Annotated in this window: 27 protein-coding genes and 1 riboswitch; of the genes, 19 read left to right on the forward strand and 8 right to left on the reverse strand. The window is 72.0% G+C overall.

Annotated elements, in window-relative coordinates; all coding sequences use genetic code 11:
- Positions 1 to 140: integrase core domain-containing protein (locus AB4030_RS18250; protein WP_442280715.1), on the forward strand; the 140-nt coding region annotated here is incomplete at its 5' end.
- 10 nt (positions 141 to 150) lie between these two features.
- Here the strand turns inward: AB4030_RS18250 and AB4030_RS18255 are convergent.
- Positions 151 to 1,425 (reverse strand): hypothetical protein, encoded by a 1,275-nt coding sequence (locus AB4030_RS18255; protein ID WP_442280631.1) that lies wholly within the window; start codon positions 1,423 to 1,425, stop codon positions 151 to 153.
- A 1-nt stretch (position 1,426) separates the two neighbouring features.
- A complete protein-coding gene (locus AB4030_RS18260) occupies positions 1,427 to 1,711 on the reverse strand; it encodes a hypothetical protein (protein ID WP_442280632.1) in 285 nt (94 codons plus the stop codon).
- Positions 1,712 to 1,980: 269 nt separating this feature from the next.
- Between AB4030_RS18260 and AB4030_RS18265 the strand changes: the two genes are divergently transcribed.
- A complete protein-coding gene (locus AB4030_RS18265) occupies positions 1,981 to 2,649 on the forward strand; it encodes a hypothetical protein (RefSeq protein WP_442280633.1) in 669 nt (222 codons plus the stop codon).
- Between the two features lie 160 nt (positions 2,650 to 2,809).
- Here AB4030_RS18265 and AB4030_RS18270 read toward each other — a convergent pair whose 3' ends face one another.
- Positions 2,810 to 4,090, reverse strand: coding sequence for an MFS transporter (locus AB4030_RS18270; protein WP_442280634.1), 1,281 nt, complete (start codon positions 4,088 to 4,090; stop codon positions 2,810 to 2,812).
- A 62-nt stretch (positions 4,091 to 4,152) separates the two neighbouring features.
- Between AB4030_RS18270 and AB4030_RS18275 the strand changes: the two genes are divergently transcribed.
- From AB4030_RS18275 to AB4030_RS18310, 8 genes are all read left to right on the forward strand, one after another.
- Complete coding sequence (locus AB4030_RS18275; protein WP_442280635.1) at positions 4,153 to 5,127, forward strand: pirin family protein; 975 nt, start codon at positions 4,153 to 4,155, stop codon at positions 5,125 to 5,127.
- Between the two features lie 41 nt (positions 5,128 to 5,168).
- Positions 5,169 to 6,185 (forward strand): zinc-dependent alcohol dehydrogenase family protein, encoded by a 1,017-nt coding sequence (locus tag AB4030_RS18280; RefSeq protein WP_442280636.1) that lies wholly within the window; start codon positions 5,169 to 5,171, stop codon positions 6,183 to 6,185.
- Between the two features lie 197 nt (positions 6,186 to 6,382).
- Positions 6,383 to 7,060: an alpha/beta fold hydrolase gene (locus tag AB4030_RS18285; RefSeq protein ID WP_442280637.1), complete on the forward strand. Its 678-nt coding sequence runs from the start codon at positions 6,383 to 6,385 to the stop codon at positions 7,058 to 7,060.
- 184 nt (positions 7,061 to 7,244) lie between these two features.
- Entirely contained in the window at positions 7,245 to 7,619 is a 375-nt protein-coding gene (locus AB4030_RS18290; RefSeq protein ID WP_442280638.1) for an iron chaperone, read from the forward strand.
- A gap of 143 nt (positions 7,620 to 7,762) precedes the next feature.
- Positions 7,763 to 8,587, forward strand: a complete 825-nt coding sequence (locus AB4030_RS18295; protein ID WP_442280639.1) for a hypothetical protein — start codon at positions 7,763 to 7,765, stop codon at positions 8,585 to 8,587.
- 17 nt (positions 8,588 to 8,604) lie between these two features.
- The gene (locus tag AB4030_RS18300) at positions 8,605 to 9,414 is read left to right on the forward strand and encodes a sortase domain-containing protein (protein WP_442280640.1); all 810 of its coding nucleotides are present in this window, start codon (positions 8,605 to 8,607) and stop codon (positions 9,412 to 9,414) included.
- A gap of 274 nt (positions 9,415 to 9,688) precedes the next feature.
- A riboswitch (cyclic di-AMP (ydaO/yuaA leader) is annotated at positions 9,689 to 9,875 on the forward strand.
- Positions 9,876 to 9,978: 103 nt separating this feature from the next.
- Positions 9,979 to 10,746 (forward strand): CHAP domain-containing protein, encoded by a 768-nt coding sequence (locus tag AB4030_RS18305; protein ID WP_442280641.1) that lies wholly within the window; start codon positions 9,979 to 9,981, stop codon positions 10,744 to 10,746.
- A 251-nt stretch (positions 10,747 to 10,997) separates the two neighbouring features.
- Positions 10,998 to 12,068, forward strand: coding sequence for an alkene reductase (locus tag AB4030_RS18310; protein WP_442280642.1), 1,071 nt, complete (start codon positions 10,998 to 11,000; stop codon positions 12,066 to 12,068).
- A gap of 204 nt (positions 12,069 to 12,272) precedes the next feature.
- Here AB4030_RS18310 and AB4030_RS18315 read toward each other — a convergent pair whose 3' ends face one another.
- On the reverse strand, positions 12,273 to 12,809 hold the full coding sequence (locus tag AB4030_RS18315; protein WP_442280643.1) for a GNAT family N-acetyltransferase: 537 nt from the start codon (positions 12,807 to 12,809) through the stop codon (positions 12,273 to 12,275).
- 79 nt (positions 12,810 to 12,888) lie between these two features.
- Between AB4030_RS18315 and AB4030_RS18320 the strand changes: the two genes are divergently transcribed.
- Complete coding sequence (locus AB4030_RS18320) at positions 12,889 to 13,887, forward strand: TIGR00341 family protein (protein ID WP_442280644.1); 999 nt, start codon at positions 12,889 to 12,891, stop codon at positions 13,885 to 13,887.
- Between the two features lie 6 nt (positions 13,888 to 13,893).
- Here the strand turns inward: AB4030_RS18320 and AB4030_RS18325 are convergent, their stop codons facing one another.
- The 3 genes from AB4030_RS18325 to AB4030_RS18335 all read right to left on the reverse strand — a co-directional run bounded on the left by AB4030_RS18325 (position 13,894) and on the right by AB4030_RS18335 (position 16,232).
- Complete coding sequence (locus tag AB4030_RS18325) at positions 13,894 to 14,610, reverse strand: potassium channel family protein (protein WP_442280645.1); 717 nt, start codon at positions 14,608 to 14,610, stop codon at positions 13,894 to 13,896.
- Between the two features lie 189 nt (positions 14,611 to 14,799).
- Positions 14,800 to 15,366 (reverse strand): AAA family ATPase, encoded by a 567-nt coding sequence (locus tag AB4030_RS18330; protein WP_442280646.1) that lies wholly within the window; start codon positions 15,364 to 15,366, stop codon positions 14,800 to 14,802.
- Positions 15,363 to 16,232, reverse strand: a complete 870-nt coding sequence (locus AB4030_RS18335; RefSeq protein WP_442280647.1) for an alpha/beta hydrolase — start codon at positions 16,230 to 16,232, stop codon at positions 15,363 to 15,365. Before AB4030_RS18335 ends, AB4030_RS18330 begins: the two co-directional genes overlap by 4 nt.
- A gap of 172 nt (positions 16,233 to 16,404) precedes the next feature.
- On the opposite strand from AB4030_RS18335, the gene AB4030_RS18340 reads away from it, so the two are divergent.
- The 4 genes from AB4030_RS18340 (at position 16,405) to AB4030_RS18355 (ending at position 19,893) form a co-directional block, all read left to right on the forward strand.
- A complete protein-coding gene (locus tag AB4030_RS18340; RefSeq protein WP_442280648.1) occupies positions 16,405 to 16,746 on the forward strand; it encodes a hypothetical protein in 342 nt (113 codons plus the stop codon).
- 99 nt (positions 16,747 to 16,845) lie between these two features.
- Positions 16,846 to 17,685, forward strand: coding sequence for a membrane protein insertase YidC (gene yidC / locus AB4030_RS18345; RefSeq protein WP_442280649.1), 840 nt, complete (start codon positions 16,846 to 16,848; stop codon positions 17,683 to 17,685).
- A 64-nt stretch (positions 17,686 to 17,749) separates the two neighbouring features.
- The gene (locus AB4030_RS18350; RefSeq protein ID WP_442280650.1) at positions 17,750 to 18,376 is read left to right on the forward strand and encodes a DinB family protein; all 627 of its coding nucleotides are present in this window, start codon (positions 17,750 to 17,752) and stop codon (positions 18,374 to 18,376) included.
- On the forward strand, positions 18,373 to 19,893 hold the full coding sequence (locus tag AB4030_RS18355; RefSeq protein WP_442280651.1) for a sulfatase family protein: 1,521 nt from the start codon (positions 18,373 to 18,375) through the stop codon (positions 19,891 to 19,893). Before AB4030_RS18350 ends, AB4030_RS18355 begins: the two co-directional genes overlap by 4 nt.
- Positions 19,894 to 19,944: 51 nt before the next feature.
- Here AB4030_RS18355 and AB4030_RS18360 read toward each other — a convergent pair whose 3' ends face one another.
- Complete coding sequence (locus AB4030_RS18360; RefSeq protein ID WP_442280652.1) at positions 19,945 to 20,874, reverse strand: CHAD domain-containing protein; 930 nt, start codon at positions 20,872 to 20,874, stop codon at positions 19,945 to 19,947.
- A gap of 106 nt (positions 20,875 to 20,980) precedes the next feature.
- Between AB4030_RS18360 and AB4030_RS18365 the strand changes: the two genes are divergently transcribed.
- The 4 genes from AB4030_RS18365 to AB4030_RS18380 all read left to right on the forward strand — a co-directional run bounded on the left by AB4030_RS18365 (position 20,981) and on the right by AB4030_RS18380 (position 25,115).
- Positions 20,981 to 21,934 carry a S1C family serine protease gene (locus AB4030_RS18365; protein ID WP_442280653.1) on the forward strand — a complete coding sequence of 318 codons (954 nt, stop codon included), beginning with the start codon at positions 20,981 to 20,983 and terminating at the stop codon, positions 21,932 to 21,934.
- 93 nt (positions 21,935 to 22,027) lie between these two features.
- Positions 22,028 to 23,083, forward strand: a complete 1,056-nt coding sequence (locus tag AB4030_RS18370; protein ID WP_442280654.1) for an AAA family ATPase — start codon at positions 22,028 to 22,030, stop codon at positions 23,081 to 23,083.
- Positions 23,062 to 24,087: a DUF58 domain-containing protein gene (locus AB4030_RS18375; RefSeq protein ID WP_442280655.1), complete on the forward strand. Its 1,026-nt coding sequence runs from the start codon at positions 23,062 to 23,064 to the stop codon at positions 24,085 to 24,087. The genes AB4030_RS18370 and AB4030_RS18375 overlap by 22 nt, the downstream gene beginning before the upstream one ends.
- 38 nt (positions 24,088 to 24,125) lie before the next feature.
- Positions 24,126 to 25,115, forward strand: a complete 990-nt coding sequence (locus AB4030_RS18380) for a VWA domain-containing protein (RefSeq protein WP_442280656.1) — start codon at positions 24,126 to 24,128, stop codon at positions 25,113 to 25,115.
- Position 25,116: the final 1 nt, after the last annotated feature.

The following is a 25,116-nucleotide window of genomic DNA, read 5'->3' on the forward strand; positions in this document are numbered from 1 at the left end:
GGGCCTACCGCCAGGTCTTCACCAGCAACGACGAGCGAGCCTCCGCCCTTGCACCCTGGCTGCATGAGTACAACACTCGACGACGCCACACCGCCCTGAAAGGCCTCCCCCCGATCAGCCGTCTGTCACCAACGTCGTGACCGGGTACACCTAGTCCCTCTGCAGCCGACGAGGACGTATGCCGTGGGCCTCCCAGTGCTCGAAGTCCTCGCCAGCGATGACATCGCTCTCGAGGGCCTCGGCGTCGAGGGCCTCGGCGTCGAGGGCTTGAACGTCAAGGGCTTGAACGTCAAGGGCTTGAACGTCAAGGGCTTGAACGTCAAGGGCTTGAACGTCAAGGGCTTGAACGTCAAGGGCTCGAACGTCAAGGGCTTCGGCGTCGAGCGCAGCAACGCACCGTCGGACGATGTCGGTGGTGTCGTCATGCGGGGTGACGGCCACGAGGTCGTGGGCGGGGCCGTCGAACTGCAGCGGACGCACCGCTGACCCGAGCAGGAGCGGCACCGGGTCTGCGAGCGCAGGCCGCAGGGTGATGGCTTCGCGGCTCAGGCTGCCGACGTAGATCGGCTCCAGACCCTCACCGCTCCGACGCACGACGACGAGGTGGACGTCGTCGGCCGCGACGGCGACGCTGATCGACCGGCGGGCGGCAGCGAGGGCGAACGACGCGAGGCCACTGAGGTAGCGCGAGTTGCGCTCGGCCCGGGTGCGGCGGCGCAGCATCGGACGGCCGCTCGACGAGAAGCCGGGCCCACGCTCGGCGACGATGTCGATGTCGGGATAGCGGGTCACGACGGTGACGTAACCCCGCGACGTCTCGGCGTCCCACCCGGCGTCGATGCAGGTGCAGCCGCACCCGGCGGCGGCGAACTCGGCGTCGAGCTCGGCGATGACCGCGCAGTGGTCGTGCTCGGCGAGGGCGCTCCACTGGTCGTCCACCGTGGCAGCCCGGTGCTGGGCGATGACGACCTGCGCCACGTCGAGGGCGCGGGCGAAGTTGTCGGCCTCGGTCTCGGCGACGGCACGGGCCTGATTGCGCGCCGCTCGCTTGAACACCGACACCCGGGGCAGCGCCGCCTGGAACGCGGCGCGCTGGAGCATGGCCCGTTCCTTGGCGGGGAGCCCGCCGGCGTCCGGCGGCTCGGGTCGGCGACGCAGCGGGTGGTTCTCCAGGTGGAGCGAGCGAAGCGTCTCCTCGATCGAGCGGAGCGCAGGGAGGTCGCCGGACTCCTGGGCCTGTCGGGCGCGAGCCTCGAGATCGGTCAGGGTCAGGTGCTCGCCAGCGGTGTGGCCGGATTCGCCAGAGGCAGGGCGCGACCCGACTCCGGTCTCGCGTCTGGTCCCCTTGCCCTCGAGAGAGGCACGCAGTCCGGACGTGGAGGAGCTGAGCCGCACCTCGGGTGCGACCCTGAGCAGGACGTCCATCTCAGAGGTCCAGCCCGGCCGGTGCCGGCAGCAGGTCCCGCTGCCAGGAGCCGTCCGGATCTCCTTGAGACAGCAGGGCCTGGGACAGGGGCGGCTCGGGAGCGCCGCCGGACATTGACACCTCCAGTGCGTCGCCCGAGCCCTGGACGCGCAGGCTCGCGAGCCAGCTCTCGCGATCGGTGCCGTAGGCGCTGTCGGCCTCGCCGAGATCCGGCACGGCCTGCTCTTCGACGACGACCCAGAACGTCCACCCCTGCGCCGGGGCCGGCCAGCTCGGGTCCGGCATCCAGTCGTCACCCGGAGCCCAGGACGGCAACGGAACCGGCCATCCCGGAGGAGCGTTGAAGCGCACCGACATCTCTACCCCTTTGATCAGAGTCGGACGGGAACCAGACCTCGGCCCCCTCAGCGGCACGTTACGACCAAAAACGGTCAAAGTCTCTGAAATGGAGCAAAAGCTCGCTTCCTCCGGCGCGCTTCGCTCAGGGGACGCTCGGGGGCGTCTCGGGGTCGACCCCGATGGGCACCGTCCGCACTCACCGTCACGCTGGAGGCATGACGACGAGCACGCTCGACCCGGCCGGCCCCGCCAGCCTCGCGCCCTCCACGAGCACGCGGGCGCCGGGCCGGGCGACCACGCATACGACCGCGGACCATCTTCCGCTCCTGGCGCTGCTCGCGCCGCTCCTGCTCTTCGCCCACGGGATCGTCGCCTGGGTCGATGGTCTCGACACGCTCGACGACACCAGCCCCCTCGGTGGTCTGGGCGGCCTGGGTGGTCTGGGCGGCCTGGCCGCTGCCCGTGACCAGAGTGCGCTGTCCGTCACGGCGGGTGCGCTCCTCGTCCTGTCCGTCGGCGGGTTCGCCTGGCTCACGGCCGGACTCTGCGCGCGCCTGCGTCACCTGCCGCTCGCGACACCGACGGTCCTGCTGGCCGCGTTCGGCGCCGGCGCCACGGGCGCCGTCTGGCTCGGACACCTCGCCGGCCTGCTCGGCGACACGATCCCCTCGGCGCTGTCCTCGGGCGGCGCCGTACTCACCGGCGTGGCTCTCGCGATCGCGCTCATCGCCCTGACCCTCGAGGGGCGACTGCCGGCTGGCTCGCTCGCGCTCGCCGGCCTGGCCGGTGCAGTGCTGCTCCTCCCGTGGGGGCTCGGGCCGCTCGGCTCGCTGCTTCTCCTCATCGCGCTCGGGCCGTTGACCCGGCAGGCCGAGCCCGCCTGACCTGCCCTCGTCACTCCAGGGCGACTGACCCAGCACCACCAAGACCCCAAAACCCCCCACCCTCAATCGAAAGAGCGATCCGTCCGGTCGGATCGCTCTTTCGATCGGGGTTTGCGGTTCAGGGGTCAGGTGGGTCAGGTGGGTCAGGGGGTTGGGTGGGTCAGGCGGGGCGGGGGAGGTGGCGCACGGAGCGGACGGTGCGCGCCAGGAGGACGAGCGCGACGAGCTGGCTCACCGCCACGACGACGACGAGCGCCGGCACCGACCGGTCGTACAGCCACCCGGCCACGAGGCCGCCGACGATCGCGAACGCACCCTGCACCCCCGCGAAGACGCCGTATGCCGTCGCCCGCTTCGGCGCCTCCACGACCTCCGCGACGAGCGCCTTGACCGTCGAGTCCTGCACGCCGTAGGCCAGGCCCCAGACGGCGACCCCGACGAGCGACAGGACGACCGAGCCCGACAGGGCGAGCGGGGGCACGAGCGCGACGAGCACCGGCACGGCATACAGCACGGCGCCGCCGCGGCGGTCGTAGACGAGCCCGACCCCGAGGGCGGCGAGCGCCTCGACGGCCATCGCGCCGGCATACACGACGGGGACGGTCGCGACGGGGACGAGCCCCTCCACGGTGAGGTGGTAGCCGATGATCCCGAAGGTGACGAGCCCACCGGTCATGAGGCCGGCCGCGAGCGCGTAGCCGAAGAACTCGCCCGGCAGCCCCGAACCGACAGCGTCGGCGAACCACCCGCGCAGCCCCCGGCCGGCCGGAACCGGCTGTGCCGCAGGACTGTCCGACACTCCCGTCTCGGTGTCGTAGACGGACGGGTCGGGCACGCGGGAGCGGATCACGACCAGCAGCAGCATGGCCACCGCTCCCGGGATGGCGAGGACCGCCATGCTCGGCCAGATGGCGCCCGTCGCCGCGATGACTCCGGCGACGAGCAGCGGCCCGGCGAAGGCCCCGACCTGGTCGAGCGCCTTGTGCACGCCGAAGCCACGACCGCGACCGACCGCCGACGCGACGTGGGCCAGGAGCGCCGACTTCGACGGGCTGCGGACCGCCTTGCCCGAGCGCTCGAGGAGGATGAGGACGGAGGCCAGCACGAGGCCCGCACCGCCGACGAACGGGGTCACGGCGAGCAGCGGCACGCAGACGGCGGTGAGGCCGTAGCCGGCCATCGTCAGGCCCCAGTAGCGCCCGGTCCGGTCGGCGAGCGGCCCGAAGACCAGGCGCAGCACGAGAGCCATCGCCTCGCCGGCCCCGGTCACGAGGCCCACGACGAGCGCGGTCGCCCCGAGGGAGGCCAGCAGCGGCCCGTACATCGAGCGCGCGCCCTCGTAGACCATGTCGGCAGCCAGGCTGACGAAGCCGAACCACCAGACGACTCGCCACGCCGACCAGCGTTCGGTGGCGGGAGCGGTGGCGGTGGGGTCGGTCATGCGGCGAAGGTACCAACCTGATCTGCGAGCGCCGATCCGCGAGCGCGGCCTAGCCTGATCGAGTGAGCAATCCAGAGCGGCACCCCACCGAGGTCGTCTGCGGCGCCGACGGCTCGGGCCCTGCCACCGCCGTCGTGCTGCCCTTCCGGGAGGTGCCGCTCGGCGGTCCGCGCGCCATGCCGGTCCGCCGCAGCCTTCCCCAGCGGGAGCGCTCCCTGATCGGCGCGTGGTGCTTCGTCGACCACTACGGACCCGACGACGTCTCCCAGACCGGCGGCATGGTCGTGCCCGGCCACCCGCACACCGGCCTGCAGACGGTCTCATGGCTCTTCACCGGCGAGGTCGAGCACCGTGACACCACGGGCGTGCACGCGTTCGTCCGCCCCGGCGAGCTCAACATCATGACCGCCGGGTCCGGTATCGCCCACTCGGAGTACTCGACGCCCGGGACGACGGTCCTCCACGGCGCACAGCTCTGGGTCGCGCTGCCCGACGCCGACCGGTTCACCGCCCCGGGCTTCGAGCACTACGCACCGCCGGTGTCCGAGGTCGACGGTGCCCGCGTCCTCGTCTTCCTCGGCACGCTCTTCGGCCAGACCTCGCCGGTGACGATGTTCTCCGACCTCGTCGGTGCCGAGGTGACGCTGGACGCCGGGGCCACGCTGACCTTCGAGGTCGATCCGGCGCACGAGCACGGGCTGCTCTGCGACACCGGGCTGCTCACGGTCGGCGAGGCGACGGCCAAGCCGGGCGAGATCGTCTTCCATGCCAGCGGCATCCGGCGGATCACCGTCGAGGCCGGCCCCGACGAGCCGGCGCGCTTCCTCGTCCTCGGCGGAGCGCCGTTCGGTGAGCAGATCGTCATGTGGTGGAACTTCATCGGCCGCAGCCACGACGAGGTCGTCGGCTTCCGCGAGGCGTGGCAGCAGGCGTGCGAGACGGGCGGCTCCGAGGCCTACGGCACCTTCCCGGACGCCTGGGACCACACCCTCCCCGCCCCCGGCCTGCCCAACCTGCGCCTGCGCTCCCGCGGCTGAGGGTTTGAGTCGGAGTCCCGATCGGGACAAGGATGGGCGCCATGCGCGCGACGACGATCCATGCCCCCGGCGACATCCGCCTGACCGACGTCCCCGACCCGACCATCGAGGAGCCCACCGACGCCATCGTGCGCGTCGTGGCCGGCTGCATCTGCGGCTCGGACCTCTGGCCCTACCGCGGCGCCAACCCGATCACGCCCGGCTCGACGATCGGCCACGAGGCCGTGGGCGTCGTCGAGGAGATCGGCGGCGACGTGCGCGACATCAAGAAGGGTGACTTCGTCGTCATCCCGTTCGTCCACTGCGACAACACGTGCCCGCACTGCCGCGCCGGCATGACGTCCGTCTGCGACCACCAGGGTTGGACCGAGAGCGGCCAGGCCGAGCTCGTCCGCGTCAACCAGGCGGACGGCAGCCTCGTCAAGACCGACGGCGCGCCCGACGACGCCCTCCTCCCGTCGCTGCTGACCCTCGCCGACGTCATGGCGACCGGCTGGCACGCCGCCGTCTCCTCGCGCGTGCGCCCCGGCGGCACCGCCGTCGTCATCGGTGACGGCGCCGTCGGCCTCTGTGGCGTCATCGCCGCCAAGGAGCTCGGCGCCGAGCGCATCGTCGCGATGTCGCGCCACGAGCCGCGCCAGGCGCTGGCTCGCGACTTCGGCGCGACGCACGTCATCGCCGAGCGCGACGACGCCGGGGTCGAGGCCGTCCTCGAGCTCACGGACGGGGTCGGGGCCGACTCCGTGCTCGAGTGCGTCGGGACCGACCAGTCGATGAAGACCGCCTTCCGCATCGGCCGACCCGGCTCGACCGTCGGTTTCGTCGGCGCCCCGCACGGCGTCGAGCTGCCCGTACGCCAGATGTTCGTCCGCAACGTCGGCCTCGCCGGCGGTATGGCGCCCGTCCGCACCTACCTGCCCGACCTGCTCGAGCGCGTCCTCGACGGGCGCATCGACCCCGGCAAGGTCTTCGACCTGACGCTGCCCCTCGACCAGGTGGCCGAGGGCTACCGCGCCATGGACGAGCGTCGCGCCATCAAGGTGCTCCTGCGCCCCTGAGCTGGCCCGTCAGCAAGCCCCTGAGCTAACCCCTGAGCTAACCCCTGAGCAACCCTCGACAGCCGCCTGCCGGCGACACCGATCGGGTATGCCGTGAGCGCACCCAGCCGTGGACGCGCGGTCTCCGAACCCCGCACGTGACCCACGAACCCCAGCACACGGCATACCCCATCGCACCCCGGAGGACGGAGCGGAACGTGACGCACGCGCGGCTCATCGACACGGCGGCGCCGAGCGCGCCGCGCGGCATCGCGCTCGTGCTCCACGGCGGAGCGGCGCGCCGCCGCCCGATGCGGGTGAGCCCGACCCAGCTGTCGGTCCTGCGGATGGTGCCGATCGCCAGCCGGATCGCCCGCGCCGCGAAGGGCGAGCTCGCCGTCCTGCGGCTGCTCAACTCGACGCGCGGCTGGGACGCGCACCACACTCCCGTCGACGACGTTCGCTGGGCGCTGCAGCAGGTCGCGGACCGTTTCGGACCCGACCTGCCGGTCGGACTCGTCGGGCACTCGCTCGGCGGACGCGCGGCCCTGCTCGCCGCCGGGGAGCGGCGCGTGCGCAGCGCCGTCGCGCTGAACCCGTGGGTCTACCCGACCGAGGGACGCCTCGATCTCACCGGCCGCCGGGTCCTCGTCGTCCACGGCGACCACGACCGCGTCGCCCGCCCGACGAACTCGGCCTCCGTGGCACGCGATCTCGCGCGGACCGCCGAGCGGGTCGGCTACGTCACCGTCGAGGGCGGCAAGCACGCGATGCTGCGCCGCCACGACGTCTTCGACGGGCTGGCCGCCGACTTCACCACCGCGACCCTGCTCGGGCGCCGGCGGGGTGGTGTCGTCGGCCGCGTCCTGGCCGGCGAGGAGTGGGTCGACGTCTGAGGATTTCTGAGGCTCGTCCGAGGGGCGTCTGGGGGATGTCTGGGACTGGCGAGTCACCGCACATTTCGTCGTCGTCTCACCGTTCACTCGTCTGGTGCCCTTTGCTTTTGCGGTCGTCCCATTGGCCCAATACAGTCGGATTAGACCCCTCCAAGACCGGTCCGGAACTAGGTGAGGACCAGGATTGGCCCCGAGATTTGCGTCCGTCGATGACTACATCGCCTCCTACCCCGAGGAGACGCGGACCCAGCTTGAGGGGGTTCGCTGCGCCATTCGTGAAGCGGCTCCGCACGCGGGCGAGAAGATCAGCTACGGGATGGCGACCTTCACCGTCGACGGCAAGCCGCTCGTCTACTACGCCGGCTGGAAGAACCACGTCGGGCTCTACCCCGTCCCGACGGGTGACGCGGCCTTCGAGGAGGCCATCGGCCCCTACCGACGTGCCAAGGACACCGTGCGATTCCCGATCAACCGTCCGGTGCCCCTCGAGCTGATCGCCGAGATCACCGCGTTGTGCCTCAAGCGTCGCGCTGCCGCGTCGGAGCAGTCCGACAGCTGAGCCCCGGCGCCGAAACATTTCGGTGGAACGCCAATCCAGTCAGACCTGCCGTGGCGAACCCCTGCGCGGAGACGGTCGACGACGACCCCCGTCTGAAGCAGAGCAGGAATGGACGGTTCATCTCCTCGTCAAGGAGGAAACAGATGCGCACCACCACCACTCGGATCGCCGGCGCGAGCTTCGTCGCAGCCGCAGCCCTGGCCCTCAGCGTCGGCCCTGCCTTCGCGGCCGACGGCTTCGTCAGCGCCAACCTCAAGCCCGTCGCCGGCAGTGGCGTCAACGGAAGCGGCACGGCCATGGTCGAGGTCAAGGGCAACCAGATCACCGTGACGATGGCCGCCAACGGCCTGCTCGCCGACAGCCCGCACGCCGCGCACATCCACTTCGCCGCTGCAGCCCGTCACGAGTGCCCCGGCCTGTCCGACGACAAGAACGGCGACGGCCACCTCAACACGACCGAGGGCGGCCCCGCCTACGGCGACATCGTCGTCTCGCTGACGAAGACCGGCGACACGAGCCCGAAGTCGGGTCTCGCCATCGACCGCTTCGACACCGCACCTGGCGGCAAGCTGACCTACCAGCGTGGGAGCATCGCGGTCTCGAGCGACGTCGCCCAGGCGATCTCCGCCGGAGAGTCCGTCGTCGTCATCCACGGCGTCGACTACAACAAGGACGGCAAGTACTCCGGCGACACGAAGAGCGACCTCATGCCCTCGCTCCCCACCGAGGCCACCGACCCGGCCCTGTGTGGCGCGCTGCGCGTCGCGCCCGCGGGCGGCATGCACACCGGCGGCGGCCTCGCCGCTGACGGTCTCAAGAGCGGCGGCATGAACAGCGTCGGCATGAACAGCGTCGGCATGACGAGCGGTGGCCAGAACGAGGCGCTCATGCTCGTGGGTGGCGCAGCCCTGCTCGCGGCCGCCGGGACCGGCGTCTTCGCCGCCCGTCGCGCGCGGACGCGCGCCTGAGCGACCGGGCCGGCTCGATGCCTGACCAGCCCGAGCGGCCGTCGTCGAGCGGTCGCCGCGTCACCGGCCGGATCACCAACCGGATCACCCACGGTGCCGCGGCGGCCCTCGCCGTCACCGCCGTCCTGCTCGTCGTCGGGATCGTCGCGCTCACGCTCGGTCTCCGGGGAACGCCTGGTCGGCCGCAGCCCGCAGCGGTGGGAGCGAGGAGCGCGGTGCCCACGGCATCCGCACCTCCCGCCCCCATCGACGCGGGTCCAACGGCGACCCCCGGTTCCGGTGGGCCGGGCGCGCCAGCGGCACCCCGCTCGGTGCCTGGTACGTCATCGCCCGCGAGGGGTGGGGCCAGCGGCATCGGGAACTTCCTCGAGGCCTCCGAGCCGACCGGGATCGAGATCCCGTCGATCGGCGTGCGTTCGACACACTTCGTGCCGCTCGGCATCCAGAGGGACGGGACGATCTCCGTCCCGGGAACGGCACAGGAGGTCGGGCTCTACGGCGCCGGGCCCACCCCGGGCCAGCTCGGACCCGCCGTCCTGGCCGCCCATGTCGACACGCCTTCGGGGGTGCCGGGCATCTTCTACGAGCTGAGCCGGGTCAAGGCGGGCGACGTCGTCAAGGTCTCCCGCCGCGACGGCTCGCACCTGACCTTCACGGTCGACCGGGTCGCAGCCTTCAAGAAGACGCAGTTCCCGACCGAGCTCGTCTACAAGGGCGACTTCACCCGGGCCGAGATCCGTCTCGTGACCTGCGGCGGACCGACCGACAGCCGCAACGAGTACCGCGACAACGTCGTCGTCTTCGGCCACCTCTCCACCGTCACCTGAGAGCCACGTCCTATCTGGCGGCATGCGCCGGACGGGGACGGAGCGACGTATCAGTGGGCCCTCGCCCCGTTGCCTGTTTACATGTGACCTACGTCTCATTCAGCGACGGGTAAAGCCGCGGCAAAGACCTGCAAAGAGGACATTCAAGGATCTCTCCGGCGCCGCGTCGTTACCGTGGCGTGACATTTGCCAGTCGACTCGTTTAGTCTTCCGGGAGCCCGGCCACCAGGTCGGGCTCTCGCGAGGTGGACCGCCTAGTCCTGTCACCGCCTGGCGAGGGAGATCAAACCTTGTGACAGGAGCGGAGGAACCACACGTTTCTCCGGACGTCCGACGCAACGATTTCGGATGTCCTTGGGGTGAAGACCGCACCGCCGCACGACCTGATCGTGAGGTGGAGGCAGCCCGGGCACCTTTCCGCCCGAACCCGACAGCTAACTTCGTAGGCGCGGAGAGGCATCAAGCGTGAACTCAGAGAACATCCGCGGCCGCCACCGTGCACCGGGCCGTCACAACTCCCTTTACGAACTCAGGCTCCTCGCTCGTGAGTCGGCTCAGCCGGCCATGAAGGCCGGAGCCGTCGTGGCCGCCGCCGGCGGCCTCGTCGCCGCTTTCGCCAACCCGGCCAGCGCCGACACCCTGTCGACGGTCGCCGCCCCGGCCGCCGTCGGCCCGGCCCACGCGCCTGCTGCGGCCGCACCGACCGCGCTGTCGAAGATCGGCTACGCCCCCGCGGCGCAGCAGGTCGCTGCCCAGCGTGGCGCCAAGACGGCGCCGACGGTCATCGAGGACATCCAGGTCAAGGCCGCACGTGAGGCTGCTGCCGCCCAGGCTGCGGCCGCTCGCCAGGCCGCTGCCGCCGCCCGCCAGGCCGCTGCCGCACGCGCCTCGCGCGACCTGACCCGTACGACGCTCACGACGAGCACCTCGTCGACGAAGTCGAGCAGCAACACCGCCGTCCCCGGCGCCTCGTCGGGCATGCGCTCGTCGCACAACTGGGCCACCCCGGGCCAGTGCACGTGGGGCGCGCTCAACAAGTGGTACCAGTCCGAGGGCTACTACCCCGGTGGCTGGACCGGCAACGCGATGGCGTGGGCCTCTGGCGCCCGGTCCGCGGGCTACACCGTGGGCAGCATGCCGCGGACGCGTTCGATCATCGTCATGCAGCCCGGCGTCGCCGGCTCCTCCAGCGTGGGGCACGTCGGCTGGGTCACGGCCGTCAACGGCAACCAGGTGACGATCATCGAGATGAACGCGACGGCCGGCGCCTACAACTACGACACGCGCACCGTCACCCTCAGCGGGGGCATGAGCTTCATCTACGCGCCGTGACCCACGGGGCGTGACCGCGGAGTTCTCCGCGACTGAGCCCGTACGAAGGGGAGGATGCCTCGGCATCCTCCCCTTCGGCATACCCCCGCCAACCCCTCGATAACCCCCGGCAACCCTGGACAAACGGGAATGTTCCTCCGGCTCTGCGCCTTGTCGCCCAAGTAGTTGAAACCTCCACCCGCTGCGGGTGGTTGCGGCCAACCACCACCGAACGAGTCACCCAAGAGTCACCGACAGTGAGGAGCAGGCCTGTGTCCACGGCCTTCGAGAGCATCCGCATCGGCCGCTGGGACCTCCCCCAGCGTTTCGTCATGGCACCGCTGACGCGCAACCGCGCGGGCGAGGGCCAGGCGCCGACCGAGCTCAACGCCGAGTACTACGGCCAGCGCGCCAGCGCCGGCCTTCTCATCACCGAGGGCACCCAGCCGAGCGCCGTTGGCCAGGGCTACCTCGACACCCCCGGCATCCACTCCGACGAGCAGGTCGCCGGCTGGCGCCTCGTCGCGGACGCCGTGCACGCAGGCGGGGGCCACGTCGTCGTCCAGCTCATGCACGCCGGTCGCATCGCGCACCCCGACAACAAGGGCGGCCTCGAGAGCGTCGCCCCGAGCGCCATCGCCGCGCCGGGCGAGATCGTGACCGCGAAGGGTCAGCAGGCGTATGCCGTCCCGCGCGCCCTCGAGACCGACGAGATCCCCGCGCTCGTGGCGGAGTTCGTCCACGCTGCGCGCCAGGCCGTCGCGGCCGGGCTCGACGGCGTCGAGGTTCACGCCGCCAACGGCTACCTGCCGCACCAGTTCCTCGCGCCGTCGAGCAACCAGCGCACCGACGCCTACGGCGGCTCGCCGGAGAACCGTGCGCGCCTCGTCGTCGAGATCACCAAGGCCGTGGCCGAGGCGATCGGCGCCGACCGGGTCGGCATCCGCATCTCGCCCGCCCACAACATCCAGGGCGTGCTCGAGGAGGACGAGGCCGACACCGCGGCCACCTACGAGTCCCTCGTCGAGGGCATCGCGCCGCTCGGGCTCGCCTACCTCAGCATCCTCGGCGACCCGGAGTCCGACATCGTCCGCGACCTGCGCAAGCGCTTCGGCGGGCCGATCATCCTCAACACCGGCTTCTCGTCGGTGACGAACCTCGCGGAGGTCGAGGACATCCTCGAGCGCGACCTCGGTGACGTCGTGGCGGTGGGCCGCGAGTTCCTCGCCAACCCGGACCTCGTCCGCCGCTGGCGCGAGGGAGCCCCGCTCAACGAGCCGAACCCGCAGACCTTCTACGGCGGCGGCGCCGAGGGCTACACGGACTACCCCACCCTCCCCTGAGACCGCCTGGATCGCCGCGCCAGCTCCGCCCCGGCGGACTTGGCGCGGCGATCTGGCCCCCCGACCTCGCGCAAGTCCACCCCGGCGGACTTGATGCGGTGATCTGGCCCCCCGACCTCGCGCAAGTCCACCCCGGCGGACTTGATGCGGTGATCTGGCCCCTCCCGAGCTCACCAGGTCCACCCCGGCGGACTTGCGCGAGTGTCAGGTTGGCTCGGGTGGGTCCTGCCCCGGGGTCACCGGGTCGCCCAGGGGTCGCTGGACCCACGTGACGTCTCGCGCGGCACCGAACTTCCAGCCGATGCCGCGGTAGGTCCCGATCGGCTCGAAACCCATCGCCGCGTGCAGCCGTGCGCTCGCCTCGTTCGGCTGGGTCATGCCGGCGGCGGCCATCCGGTAGCCGCGCGCCTTGAGCTGCGCGAGCAGCGCCTCGTAGAGCCGTCGACCACCGCCGCGCCCGTGCCGGTCCGGCGAGAGGTAGACGGACACCTCGCACGACCACCGGTAGGCGGCCCGCTCCTTGAACGGGCCGGCATACGCGTACCCGACGACCGCGCTGTCCTCCTCCAGGACGAGGAAGGCGTGCCTCGCCTGCGCCTTGGCGATGCGGCGCCGCATCTCGGCGGCATCGGGCGGGTCGGTCTCGAAGGTCACCGTCGTCCCGGTGACGTAGGGCTCGTAGATCGCCGCGCACGCGGCGGCGTCGTCGGTGGTGGCGTCACGCACGAGCGGGTCAGGCATGCGGTCGATCGTAGGCCGCGCCCGTGCTAGGTCCCGTGAACGGCTCCTGGCATCCGCAGCCCTCCGACACACTGGCGCCATGCTCACTGCCATCCGGGCCCGAGTGCTCCCGGCCAACCAGCGCCGGACGTTCGAAGAGCTCACCTCGGATCTCGACCTCAACGAAGGCGACCTGCTTTCGAAGCGGTCGGCGTACTGGACCATGCTGCTGCTCGCGGCCTGCATCGCGAGCGCCGGGATCATCGCGGACTCGACCGCGACCGTCATCGGGGCCATGATCATCGCTCCGCTTTCGACGCCGATCATGGGGACCGCACTGGCCCTGGTGAAGCGGGAGCGGACCGGAGCCGTGAGGTTCGTCGTGCTCGGCGGGCTCTTGGTCATCGCAGTCGGGGCGCTCTTCTCGCTGTTGCTGCCGAGCCCCTACGACCTGCTCGGCAACCCGCAGGTGGCCTCGCGCACGAGCCCGCGGCTCGTCGACCTGCTCAGCGCGCTGGCCACCGGGTTCGCCGGCGCGATCGCGCTGGCGCGCCGCGACGTGGCCGCCATCCTGCCGGGAGTCGCGATCTCGATCTCGCTCGTCCCCCCGCTGTGCGTCGTCGGCATCTGCCTGGCGGAGGGCAGCGTGAGCCTGGCGTTCGGCGCGCTCGTGCTCTTCCTCTCCAACTTCCTGGCGCTCGTCTTCGCCGGGAGCCTCGTCTTCACCACCCTCGGCTACACGAGGTCGATCCAGCAGCAGGGCGGGCCGCCGCGACGGAAGGTGCGCGTGACGTTCGCGATCCTCGTCGTGCTCGTCCTCGTGCCGGTCGTCCTCAACTCGCTCATCGCGCTCGCCGTCGACAAGCTGACCGCGATCGGCACGGAGAGCACGCGCACCTGGCTGGCCTCGACGCATGGGGCCGAGATCGTCGACGTGACGAACCACGGATTCAGCCTCGTCATCCAGGTCAGGGCCCCCCTCGACCTGCCCCCGACCACGACGCTCATGAGCGAACTCAGCGGCAGGCTGCCGGCCGGCATACCCGTCGTGCTGGAGCGGTCGGTCGGGGAGAGCATCGACCTCGGCACCACCACCTGAGCCTGCTCACGTCCCGCCGTCAGCGTCTGCGTCGGACTGCTCGTCGGCTGCTTCGCCGACGGGCCCGAGAGGGTCGTCCGCGTGCCGACCCAGCGGCAGGTGCACCCCGAAGCGCGACACGATGAGCGCCACGAAGGTGACGAGGAAGACCTGCCCCAGCACCGCCTCGCTCGCCGAGGCCATCCGGCCGAAGCTGGTGACGGCCACGAAGTCGCCGTAGCCGACCGTCGAGATCGTGACGAGGCTGAAGTACATGTACGTCGTCGTCGGGGTGTCCTTGCCGAAGAAGTTCGTCGCGCTGTAGGCGTCGACCGTCTGGAAGAGGAAGGCGTACGCGACGGCGATCTGCAGGTAGGCCGCGACGGCTCCCATGATCGTCTGGAGCGTCACCACCTGATGCTGGAGCAGGCGGCGGGCCACGAGGACCGGAGTCAGCGCGGCGGCGATCAGCCACGACGTCTCGGGTGGCACGGCCGACTCGTTGCTGCCCCAGCGGACCGCGACGGAAGCAGCGCTGACGGCGAGGACGAGGACCACGAGGACGTCCACGGCGCGGCGCCACTGCCGGCGTGCACCGGTGGCGCGGACTGCAGCGAGGAGCGACAGTCCCGTGATCGCGTGCGCGAACGTCCGGGCGAGCGCCGAACCGCTCACGTCGACGAGCCCCTGGACGGCGATGGTGATGATCACGAAGAGGAGGACGAGTTCGAAGCGGTCGAACATCAGGGGCGTTCGGGGGGGCTGCGCACCACGGTCCGCCCGGGTGGGCCGGGAGCGCCGGGGCCTCGGGCCGGGCTCGGTGCCGGACTCCGCCATGGCTGCCCTCCTCGAGGGTCGCGGGACATGCGCCCTGTCCCGAGGATAGGACGGTGGGACCGGCCGCGTCCGGACGTTGCCAGAGCCCAGAGCTCGTCAGCGCCCGCTGGCCGGGACACCACCGAGGGCGTATGCGTGGACGACCACCCGCTCGGCGGTCTCCTCGGGCGTCAGCGCGGACGTGTCGAGCCACCAGCCGAGCCCGCCGTAGCCATCGCGCATCGTCGCAGTGAGCGCTTCGTGGCCGTCGAAGGCGAACTGCTCGTCGGGATGACGCGCGGCGTCGCGCTGCCGGCAGGCCTCGGCGCCCGGGTCCAGCACGACGAGGACGACGCGGCGCGGCGCGAGCGCCGTGAGGAAGCCGTCGAGCTGCGCGCGGTCGGGCACGATCCAGTCGATGACGGGCGTGAAGCCGGCGTCAGCGAGGTTGGCAGCGAGCGCACAGAGGTTCGCGTTGCCGAGGCGCACCTGCCGAGCGGCCTCGTCGGCGGGCTCACCGAGCGGCCAGACGCGGCCGCTCACGACGAGGCCGTGCACGGCGTCCCCGTTGAGCAGGGCCGAGCGCCTGAGGGTCGCCGCGACCAGGCGGGTCACGGTCGACTTCCCGGCCCCGGGTGCACCCGTCACGAGCAGGCAAGCGGCGCCCCGGTCGAGGGCGGTCATGCGGCGCCGTCCGAATCACCGGCACGCCAGACCCACCGCAGCGCGTCGGGGAGCAGGACGCCGCCGTGGTTGGCACTGTGGCCGCCGTCGCCGAGCACCAGGCGGACGTCGTAGCCGCCCTCGGCGAGCGCCGCTGCGGTGCGAAGGTTCTCCGCGAGCCAGTTCCACTCGGGCTGGGCCCAGTTCAGGTCGCGGTGGCCGGCCTGGAGGAGGACCCGCAGCGGCTTGCGTGGGACGGTCGGCAGGAGCGCGGGATACGGGTTGCCGTCGGGCATCTGCGCGAAGCTCGAGAGGTAGGCGACGACCTTGCGGAAGCGGTCGGGCCGCAGCCAGGCCGCGGTGAAGGCGCCGTTGCCGCCGCTGCTCCCGCCGCAGATGCCCCAGCGGTCGGGGTCCTCGCTCACGGCCCAGCGCGCCGTCACGAGCGGGAGCACCTCGTCGAGCAGGAACGTGACGTAGCGGTCGTCGAAGGCGTCGTACTCCTCGTTGCGGTTCTTCCGCTCGTCGGGGTCCTCGCGGTCCTCGAAGACGCCCGGATCGACGAAGACCCCGATGGTCGCCGGGATCTCACCCGTGTGGACGAGGTTGTCGAGGACGATCCCGCCGCGGACCTCACCCTCCGGGTCGAGGTACCACCAGCCGTCGTTGAAGACCATGAGCGAGGCGGGCACGGCCGGGTCACAGGCGGCCGGCACGTGGACCCAGACCGTCCGTGACGTCCCGGGGTAGGTGGCGCTGTCGTCGATCCGCAGCTCGAGAGTCTCCCCGGCGGGCACGCCGTCGCGCCGGACCGAGTCGGGTCCGTGGTCGTAGACGACATCCGTCTGGTCGATCGGCAGCGGTCGGTACGGCACACGGGTAGCCATGCGCCGCAACGTACGGACCCGCGAGACCGCGGGCAACCGGTTAACCCGGGGCACCCGGGCCACCCGGGGCACCCGGATCCGTTCGTATGCCGAGTGTCGTGGTCGAGGAGGCGGGGTGACGTACGCTCGTGGTGACTCCGGGGCCCGCCCCCGGTGAGGAGGGAGGCGACGCATGAGCGTCCTGCGCGACCGCGCGTCGTCCACCACCGCATCACCTGTCGTCTCGTCACTGCCCGCCCTCGTGGCGAGCCTCGCCGCGACCGTCGTCGTCTTCCTCGGGTCACTGACCAGCTCGGTCACCGACGCGAGCGCCGGCCAGGTGCTCCTCACCGCTGCCGCGGTCGGCGTGCTCACGGCCCTGCTGGCCTCGACCGGTCACCACGTGGTGCAGCCGCTGCCGGTGCGCGCCCACCCCTCGGGAGTGGCGGGCGCGGTGCCCGCGTCGACGGCGTACTGGTGCGCCCTCGACGCACCGAGCTGTCCCCAGCGTCCTCGAGCGCCGGGTCGGTACTGACCCCGTCCGCCGCACCCGCGGCGTTCGGGGCACTGCCCTGACCCAGTTCGAGAACTGGCCCGCACCGTCACGGGCGGGCCGAGCCGAGGAGCTTCACCCATGCCTGACTTCCTGCCTGCCCTGTTGTCCCCCGTCACCGACGCCGTCGCCGCGGTCCTCGCGGTCACTCACGACGTCGCAACCGCGATCGGTCTGAGCCCCGGCTCCGCGGGCGCCTGGCTGCTCGCCGTCCTGCTGCTCGTCGTCGCCGTCCGGACGATCCTGCTGCCCGTCACCATCCACGGGGTCCGGTCGTCGCACGCCCGCGCCCATGCAGCACCCCAGCTGCGCGAGCTGCGCCAGAGGTATGCCGGCAGCCGCGACCTCGAGCAGCTCACCGCGATGCGGGCCGAGCAGAAGGCGATCCACGCCGAGCACGGCGTCTCGGGGTGGAGCCTAGCGCCGGCGATGCTCCAGCTGCCGCTCTTCTATGCGCTCTACCGGGTCCTCTCCGACCTCACGTCCGGCCACGCGGTCGGGGCGCTCGACGCCGGGCTCGTCGCCTCGGCGGCCACGGCCTCGATCGCCGGTCTGCACCTGACGAGCCACCTCGGCTCGACGCTCTCGGCCAGCCTTCCCGCGGGACTCGTCATGGTGGCGCTGGCCGGCGGCGCGGCACTGCTCAGCCTGCTCGCGCAGCGCTGGTTCGTGCTGCCGATGACCGATGTCGCCGACCTGCCCGAGGGGATGGCGACGGTCCAGCGACTCATGCCGTGGCTCGGCGCCGTGGGCGTGCTCGCGGCGGCAGTCTTCGTGCCGGCGGGGCTCGTCGTCTACTGGCTCTTCAACAACGCGTGGACCTTCATGCAGCAGGGCCTGATCTGGCGGTTCGCACCGACCCCCGGCTCGCCGGCGGCGGCGCGTCGCGAGGGCAGGGCGCTGGAAGGCGCGACGTCCTGAGTGGCAGCCACCCGGCATACGCCGGCTCTTCGCGTCGTCGGCGGCGGCGTCTAGCGTGGGTGGGGTGAGCGCGACGACGAACGCACCCGCCGATGCGGGGATGACCGATGAGCTCCTGCGCTACCTCCAGCAGGGCCGCGACGCCCTGCTGCGGTCGCTCGACGGGCTGGGCGACTACGACGTGCGCCGCCCGCTGACGCCGAGCGGCACGAACCTGCTCGGCCTCGTCAAGCACGTGGCCGGGGTGGAGCTCGCCTATTTCGGCGACTCCCTCGGCCGACCCTCGGGCGAGCGGCTGCCGTGGGTCGAGGACGGCTCGATCTGGGACTCCGCCGACATGTGGGCGACCGCCGAGGAGTCGCGCGAGGACCTCGTCGCGCTCTACCGCCGGGTGTGGGCGCACTGCGACGCCGTCGTGCGCGAGCTGCCGCTCGACGCCCCGGCGAGCGTGGCATGGTGGCCAGAGGAGCGGCGGCAGACGACGTTGGGCTCGCTGCTCGTGCGGTGCGTCGCGGAGGTGTCGCAGCACGCCGGGCACGCCGACGTCCTGCGCGAGTCGATCGACGGACGCGGCGGCCGGGACCACGACGAGATGGGCGACGACGCGTGGTGGACCGCGTATGTGGCGCGCATCCGGGCCGCCGCGGACGCCTACCGGACGGGCAGCGTTGCGACGGAAGACGGCTCATGAGCACGCGCCGGCCCAACATCGTCTTCCTGCTCAGCGACGACCACGCCGCGCACGCGATCGGCAACTACGGCTCGGTCGTCAACCGCACGCCGCACATCGACGCGGTCGCGAGCGCCGGTGTGCGTCTCGACAACCTCTTCGCCACCAACTCGCTGTGCGCGCCGAGCCGGGCCTCGATCCTCACCGGCACCTACAGCCACGTCAACGGCGTCACGACGCTCGACACCTTCATCGACGCCTCCCAGCCGACCTTCGTCACGGCGCTGCGCGAGGCGGGCTACCGCACGGCCTTCGTCGGCAAGTGGCACATGGGCCAGGGCAGCACCGACGGGGTCGACCACGACCCGCAGGGCTTCGACCGGTGGGACGCGCTCATCGACCAGGGTGAGTACCACGACCCGCGCTTCCTCTCCCCGGACGGGCTGCGGGTTGAGCGGGGCTACGCCACCGAGCTCATCACCGACCTCGCGATCGACTGGGTCGAGTCGCTCGCAGGTGACGAGGGCTCGGGCGAGGAGCCGTGGTGCGTGCTCGTCTGGCACAAGGCGCCGCATCGTCCGTGGGAACCGGACGCCGCCCACGAGGGGTTGTATGCCGAGGGCGGGGCCCTCGGGGGCGCGCCGATCCCGGTGCCCGCGACGTTCACCGACGACCTCGCCGGCCGCTCCGACACGGCACGGCGGGCGGCGATGCGCGTCGCCGACCACCTGACGGCCGCGGACCTCAAGCAGCCCGTGCCCGAGGGGCTGACCCACGACGAGGAAGCGCTGTGGAAGTACCAGCGCTACATGGAGGACTACCTCGCGTGCGTCGCCTCCGTCGACGACAACGTCGGCCGCGTCACGGACTGGCTGCGGGAGCGCGGCGACCTCGACGACACGATCGTCATCTACTCCTCCGACCAGGGCTTCTTCCTCGGCGACCACGGCTGGTTCGACAAGCGGTTCATGTACGAGGAGTCCATCCGGATGCCGTTCGTGCTCTCCTACCCGCGAGCCGTCGAGTCGGGGCAGTCGCTCGACCGGATCGTCACCAACGTCGACATCGCGCCGACCCTGCTCGAGGCGGCCGGGGTCGAGGTGCCGCCGCGCATGCAGGGGCGGTCGTTCTGGCGCGACGTCACGGGCGCGGCTGAGGGGCAGGCCGATCGGGAGAGCGATCGGGACCGGGACACCGAGGGCTTCTACTACCGCTACTGGATGCACGACGACCGCAGCCACCAGGTCGGGGCGCACTACGGCTATCGCACGCACCGCTACACGCTGATCTTCTTCTACAACGACGGGCTCGGGCTGCCCGGCTGCTCCGACCGCCGCTTCGCCCAGGAGTGGGAGCTCTACGACCTCGAGGCCGACCCGGAGGAGCTGCTCAACGTCGCCGACGACCCGGCCTACGCGCAGGTGCGCGACGAGCTCGAGGCACGGATGTGGCTGGCCCAGAAGGAGGTCGGCGACGACCCCCATCCGGACCAGCCCGTCCCGCGCCTCGTCTCAGCTGGAAACCGCAAACACCCCTGAGCCAGCTCCCAGCCACTCGTGCCGGCTCGCGGACGAGGCGGTGGAGAACGGTCAGGCGGTGACGTCGATCTCGTCCAGGAGGTCGTCGATCGAGTGCCAGGCGTGCTTCTCGAGGGTCGACATCGCGCGCTGCTCGTCAGCGTCGAGATGGCCGAGGAGGAAGGCAGCTGCCTCCCCGACCGCCTCGTCGAGGGCGAGGTGGCGCAGGGTCGCACGGGTCATGACGGCGTCGTGGTGCTCGCCGAGGGCCATCTGCACCGCCTTGGACAGGTCGGTGATCCGCCCCATCCGCTTGCCCCCGACGGGGCGCGCGGTCTCGGCCGCGTAGCGCAGCCGCTTGGCCGCCTTGCGCACCTCGTGGAGCCGGGCGGCACGGTCGGCGTCGTCGTGCGGCGACGACCCGTGCTCCCCCGTCGCTCCCCGGACGTCGCCGTCTGAGCCGTCCCGGGCTGCGCCCGCGAGCCGGGCGAAGCGGCGGGCCTCGTGGCGCACCCGCTTGCGGGCCACCGGGCGGGCGTCGCGCAGCGCCACGTCCGTGAGGGGCGGGTGCGTGACGACCTCGTCGAGCAGGATGATCAGGGCGGCATACGCGGTGGAGTCGAGCGTCTCGTCGACGACGTCGCCGGCGGCGGTCGCGTCGAGGCGCAGCCGGGCGCGCAGACCGGCCACGGCGGCATCCTCGTCCCGCCCCGCGAGCGCGAGGTCGTCGAGCAGGTGGTCGGTGATCTCGGCCGCGACCTCCGCATCCCGGGACTGCCCGAGTTGCACGGACGCGGCCTTGAGCTCGGCGCGGAGCGGCTCGGTCACGGACGTGTCGAACACCGGCCGGAAGGTCGCGAGCACCGACCGGATGCGCCGCATCGCCACCCGGAGGTCGTGCACACCCGACGAACCACCCCCGCGAGCGGCCGTCTCGGCCAGCCGCAGGGCATCCCGCTGGTCGGCAAGGCGCTGACGCACGAGGGTCCCGACGGACGACATACCCCTTATCTACCGTGTGCCGGGGCCGGCGTCCTTGCTTCGCGTGATCCTGTGAAGTCTCGACAAGCCCCTTCCGCCCCGGTCGATGAAACGTATCGTCGAGAAGGTGGCACGGGTCACCGCTCCCTCCGCACGCGACACTGCCGTCGACACTGCCGTCGAAACCGCCGCCAACACTGCCGCCGCCGGTGCCCGGCTTCCCCTGCTCGCTCCCACCCCGCAGCGGGACGAACCTCCGCCGCCCCGCCGGTGGGACCGCGTCCGCGCCCGGCTGGCCCGGGTGCCACGCAGGGCATTGTGGGGTCTCGTCGCGCTCGTTGTCGTCGTCGCGCTGGTGACGACGTATGCCGTCACGCGACCTCCGGGACCGCCCGTCCTCACCCAGCGCGACGTCGACACGAGTGTCCAGCGCGGCATCGCGAAGCAGGCCGAGGCGGACGCGGCCGCCCCGGCCGACGGGTCCGTCGCGCACGCGGCGATCGCGCCCTCGCTCGTGCTCATCCAGACCCGGGAGACCGTCGACAGCCGCCCTGCCGAGGGCACGGGCGCCGGTGTGGTCGTCAACGCCGACGGCACCGTGCTCACGGCGCTGCACGTCGTCGACGGGGCGAGCGCGATCACCGTCACCTTCGCCGACGGCACGACCTCCCCGGCGAGGATCGCGAGCCGCAGACCGGACAGCGACATCGCGACGCTGACCCCCGCCACCCTGCCGGAGACGGTCGTGCCGGCGGTGCTCGGCGCGGGGGTGGCGGTCGGGGCGCCGGTCTTCGCCGTGGGCCACCCGCTCGGGCTCGTCGACTCGCTCTCGGCCGGGGTCGTCTCGGCGCTCGACCGGACGGTGAGCGTCACCGGCAACCGCAAGCTCGAGCACCTCATCCAGATCGACGCAGCCGTCAACCCCGGCAACTCCGGCGGCCCGTTGCTCAACAAGGCCGGGCAGGTCGTCGGCATCGTCACGGGGCTGGCCAACCCCACCGACCAGAGCCTCTTCGTCGGCATCGGCTTCGCGGTCCCGATCGCGACGGCGGCTGGGGCGGCGGGCAGCCCGCCCCGCTGAGGCGACCCAACCGGCCGGGCGACGACACGGACAACCACACGGACAACCACACGGCATACGCGAACCACACTCGGCAACGACCAGGAGGACGGCATGGACGGCGACGCACCTACTGGTCGGCACGCGCTCGAGCAGGCGCTCTACGAGGTGAAGCGGACGATCGTCGGGCAGGACGTGCTCGTCGAGCGGATGCTCGTGGCGCTGCTCGCGCGGGGGCACCTGCTCGTCGAGGGCGTGCCGGGGCTGGCGAAGACGATGGCGGTCAAGACGCTCGCGCAGGCCATCGGCGGCGACTTCCAGCGGATCCAGTTCACCCCCGACCTCGTGCCGGCCGACCTCGTCGGGACGCGGATCTACAACCAGAAGGAGGGCGAGTTCCAGGTCTCTCTCGGGCCGGTCTTCGCCAACCTCGTGCTCGCCGACGAGATCAACCGCGCGCCGGCGAAGGTGCAGAGCGCGCTGCTCGAGGTCATGCAGGAGCGGCAGGTGACGATCGGGCGCGAGACCTTCCCGGCGCCGGACCCGTTCCTCGTCATGGCGACCCAGAATCCCATCGAGTCGGAGGGGACGTATGCGCTTCCCGAGGCTCAGGTCGACCGCTTCATGCTCAAGGTGCTCATCGGATATCCCTCTGCCGCTGAGGAGTTCGTCGTCGTCGAGCGGCAGATCGCCGCCGCCGTCGCGACGGTCAAGGTGCTCGACCCGGAGATGCTGCGCGGTTTCCAGCGCGAGGCGGACGCCGTCTACGTCGACCCCGCGGTGATCGAGTATGCCGTCCGGCTGGCCACCGCGACCCGCGATCCTGCGGGCATCGGCCGGCACGACCTGGCCCGGCTGCTGACCTACGGCGCGAGCCCGCGGGCGTCGATCAACCTCGTCCTCGCCGCTCGGGCGCTGGCGTTCCTGCGAGGACGGGACTACGCCCTGCCCGGCGACGTGCGCGACCTCGCTCGGGACGTGCTGCGGCACCGGATCGTGCTGTCCTACGAGGCGCTGGCCGAGGACCTGTCGCCCGACGACCTGCTGGCGCCGCTCCTCGAGGCCGTGCCCGTGCCGACCGCGCCGCTGGGAGAGCGGACGAGCGGCTTCGACGGGGCTGGCCTGCCTGGTGCTGCTGGGGACTCGACATGGGCGCGACCGCCCCGCTGAGCGCCGAGCGCCTGCTGCGACGCCTCGAGTGGAGGGTCGTGCGGCGACTCGACGGGCGACTCCAGGGCGACTACCGCACCCTCTTCCGCGGATCGGGGCTCGACTTCACCGACCTGCGCGAGTACGTGCCGGGCGACGACCTGCGCCACATCGAGTGGAACGTCACGGCGCGGCTCGACGAGCCCTACGTGCGGCAGTTCGTCGAGGACCGCGAGCTGACGGCGTGGCTGCTGCTCGACCACTCGGCGTCGATGGGCTTCGGACCGGTGGACCGGCAGAAGGACCTCGTGCTCGCCGAGGTGGCGACGACGCTGGCACACGTGCTGACCCGCGGCGGGAGCCGGGTCGGCGCGATCATCATGGACACCGGCGTCGACGCGGTGATCCCGCCGGCGTCGGGCCGCAACCAGGTGCTGCGGATCGCGAAGACCCTGCTCGACCGGCGCGAGGCCCGGGCCGCTGCTCTCGAGCCGGCGACCCCCCAGCGTCGACGGGGCCCACGCCGGGCGGAGACCGCCGGGCCCAACCCTCCGGGCGTGCGCCGTGTGCCGGGTCGTCGAGGACGCGTCCGAAGCCCAGCCCCCTCGGGGGCCGTCACGGACCTCGGGGCGCTGCTCGCGACGGCATACGGCATCGCGCGCAGGCGGTCGCTCGTGCTCGTCGTGTCGGACTTCATCACGACGGACGGGTGGGAGGCCCCGCTGTCGCGACTGGCGCGCCGGCACGAGGTCGTGGCGATCCAGGTCATCGACCCGCGCGAGAGCGAGCTGCCCGACGCGGGCGGGGTCTACGTCGAGGACGCGGAGACGGGCGAGCAGATCTTCGTCGACACGAGCGACGTCGGTTTCCGGGCCCGGCTGGCCGCGGCGGCGGAGGCGCGGCAGGCGGACCTCGAGGCCCGGGCGCGCAAGGTCGGTGTCGACCTGTGCCCGCTGCGGACTGACGACGACCTCGTGCGGTCACTCATGCGGATCTCGGAGCTGCGGCGCCGGAGACGGCGATGAGGTGGCGGCGATGAGGAGACGGCGATGAGGAGACGGCGATGAGCGGGGTGTCGCTGACGTGGCCCTGGGCGCTCGCGGGGCTGCTCGTCGTGCCGCTGCTCGTCGTCGCCTACCGGCGGGCCCTGCAGACCGCGGAGGCGCGACGGCGGGAGCTGGCGGCACAGGGTCTCGTGGTGCCGCCGCCTCGCGGACGGTGGCGGCACGTGGGACCCGCGCTGCTCATCGCGGCCCTGGCCGTCATGGCGCTGTCGCTGACGCGGCCGGTGGCCTCGATCGCGGAGCCGCACCGCGAGGGCACGGTCGTGCTCGCCTTCGACGTGTCGAACAGCATGGCCGCGACGGACGTGCTGCCGTCACGGCTGGAGGCGGCGAAGGCTGCGGCGCGATCGTTCGTCGCGAAGCAGCCGTCATCGGTGCGCATCGCGGTGGTGGCGTTCGGCGGGTCCGCGCTCGTGACGCAACGGCCGACCGAGGACCGGGCCGCGGTGCTGGCCGCCGTGGCGCGGCTGAAGCCCTCGGGGGACACGTCGCTCAGTCAGGGCATCCTCAGCGGGCTCGGTGCGATCGTCGGCCGGCCGGTCAAGCCGCCCGGCGACGCGGAGAAGGGGACGGACGGGGAGACGCCGATCGGCTACCACGGCGGGACCGCGATCGTGCTGCTCACCGACGGCGAGGACACGTCGGACACCGGGCCCTCCGGCGCGGCCGATCTCGCGTCGGCGGCGGGAGTCCGGATCGAACCGATCGGGCTCGGGACACCGAACGGGACGACGATCGAGGTGGACGGCTTCAGCATCGCGACGGCCCTCGACGAGTCGTCCCTGCAGGCCATCGCGGCCACCACTGGCGGGACGTACCGGCGAGCGTCGGACGCGGCGTCCCTGGCGGCGGTCTATGACGCGATCGAGCTGACGTGGACGGCGCGGACGGTCCCGCACGAGGTGACCTCGTGGCTGGCGGCGCTCGGTGCCGCCCTGCTGCTCGGCGGGGCCACGCTGTCGGTCCTGCGACAGGGGCGGGTGATCTGAC

The organism is Terrabacter sp. 2YAF2, from assembly GCF_052114705.1.
Taxonomy (GTDB): Bacteria; Actinomycetota; Actinomycetes; order Actinomycetales; family Dermatophilaceae; genus Terrabacter.

What these genes read in the sequence shown, in the direction of transcription:
- AB4030_RS18300 (WP_442280640.1), top strand. Translation starts at nt 8,605, where the DNA reads ATGCCTGACCAGCCCGAGCGGCCGTCGTCGAGCGGTCGCCGCGTCACC.
- AB4030_RS18260 (WP_442280632.1), bottom strand. Translation starts at nt 1,711, where the DNA reads ATGCCGGACCCGAGCTGGCCGGCCCCGGCGCAGGGGTGGACGTTCTGG.
- AB4030_RS18265 (WP_442280633.1), top strand. Translation starts at nt 1,981, where the DNA reads ATGACGACGAGCACGCTCGACCCGGCCGGCCCCGCCAGCCTCGCGCCC.
- AB4030_RS18255 (WP_442280631.1), bottom strand. Translation starts at nt 1,425, where the DNA reads ATGGACGTCCTGCTCAGGGTCGCACCCGAGGTGCGGCTCAGCTCCTCC.
- AB4030_RS18370 (WP_442280654.1), top strand. Translation starts at nt 22,028, where the DNA reads ATGGACGGCGACGCACCTACTGGTCGGCACGCGCTCGAGCAGGCGCTC.
- AB4030_RS18320 (WP_442280644.1), top strand. Translation starts at nt 12,889, where the DNA reads ATGCTCACTGCCATCCGGGCCCGAGTGCTCCCGGCCAACCAGCGCCGG.
- AB4030_RS18340 (WP_442280648.1), top strand. Translation starts at nt 16,405, where the DNA reads ATGAGCGTCCTGCGCGACCGCGCGTCGTCCACCACCGCATCACCTGTC.
- AB4030_RS18335 (WP_442280647.1), bottom strand. Translation starts at nt 16,232, where the DNA reads ATGGCTACCCGTGTGCCGTACCGACCGCTGCCGATCGACCAGACGGAT.
- AB4030_RS18280 (WP_442280636.1), top strand. Translation starts at nt 5,169, where the DNA reads ATGCGCGCGACGACGATCCATGCCCCCGGCGACATCCGCCTGACCGAC.
- AB4030_RS18270 (WP_442280634.1), bottom strand. Translation starts at nt 4,090, where the DNA reads ATGACCGACCCCACCGCCACCGCTCCCGCCACCGAACGCTGGTCGGCG.
- AB4030_RS18360 (WP_442280652.1), bottom strand. Translation starts at nt 20,874, where the DNA reads ATGTCGTCCGTCGGGACCCTCGTGCGTCAGCGCCTTGCCGACCAGCGG.
- AB4030_RS18315 (WP_442280643.1), bottom strand. Translation starts at nt 12,809, where the DNA reads ATGCCTGACCCGCTCGTGCGTGACGCCACCACCGACGACGCCGCCGCG.
- AB4030_RS18375 (WP_442280655.1), top strand. Translation starts at nt 23,062, where the DNA reads ATGGGCGCGACCGCCCCGCTGAGCGCCGAGCGCCTGCTGCGACGCCTC.
- AB4030_RS18325 (WP_442280645.1), bottom strand. Translation starts at nt 14,610, where the DNA reads ATGTTCGACCGCTTCGAACTCGTCCTCCTCTTCGTGATCATCACCATC.
- yidC (WP_442280649.1), top strand. Translation starts at nt 16,846, where the DNA reads ATGCCTGACTTCCTGCCTGCCCTGTTGTCCCCCGTCACCGACGCCGTC.
- AB4030_RS18295 (WP_442280639.1), top strand. Translation starts at nt 7,763, where the DNA reads ATGCGCACCACCACCACTCGGATCGCCGGCGCGAGCTTCGTCGCAGCC.
- AB4030_RS18305 (WP_442280641.1), top strand. Translation starts at nt 9,979, where the DNA reads ATGAAGGCCGGAGCCGTCGTGGCCGCCGCCGGCGGCCTCGTCGCCGCT.
- AB4030_RS18330 (WP_442280646.1), bottom strand. Translation starts at nt 15,366, where the DNA reads ATGACCGCCCTCGACCGGGGCGCCGCTTGCCTGCTCGTGACGGGTGCA.
- AB4030_RS18355 (WP_442280651.1), top strand. Translation starts at nt 18,373, where the DNA reads ATGAGCACGCGCCGGCCCAACATCGTCTTCCTGCTCAGCGACGACCAC.
- AB4030_RS18380 (WP_442280656.1), top strand. Translation starts at nt 24,126, where the DNA reads ATGAGCGGGGTGTCGCTGACGTGGCCCTGGGCGCTCGCGGGGCTGCTC.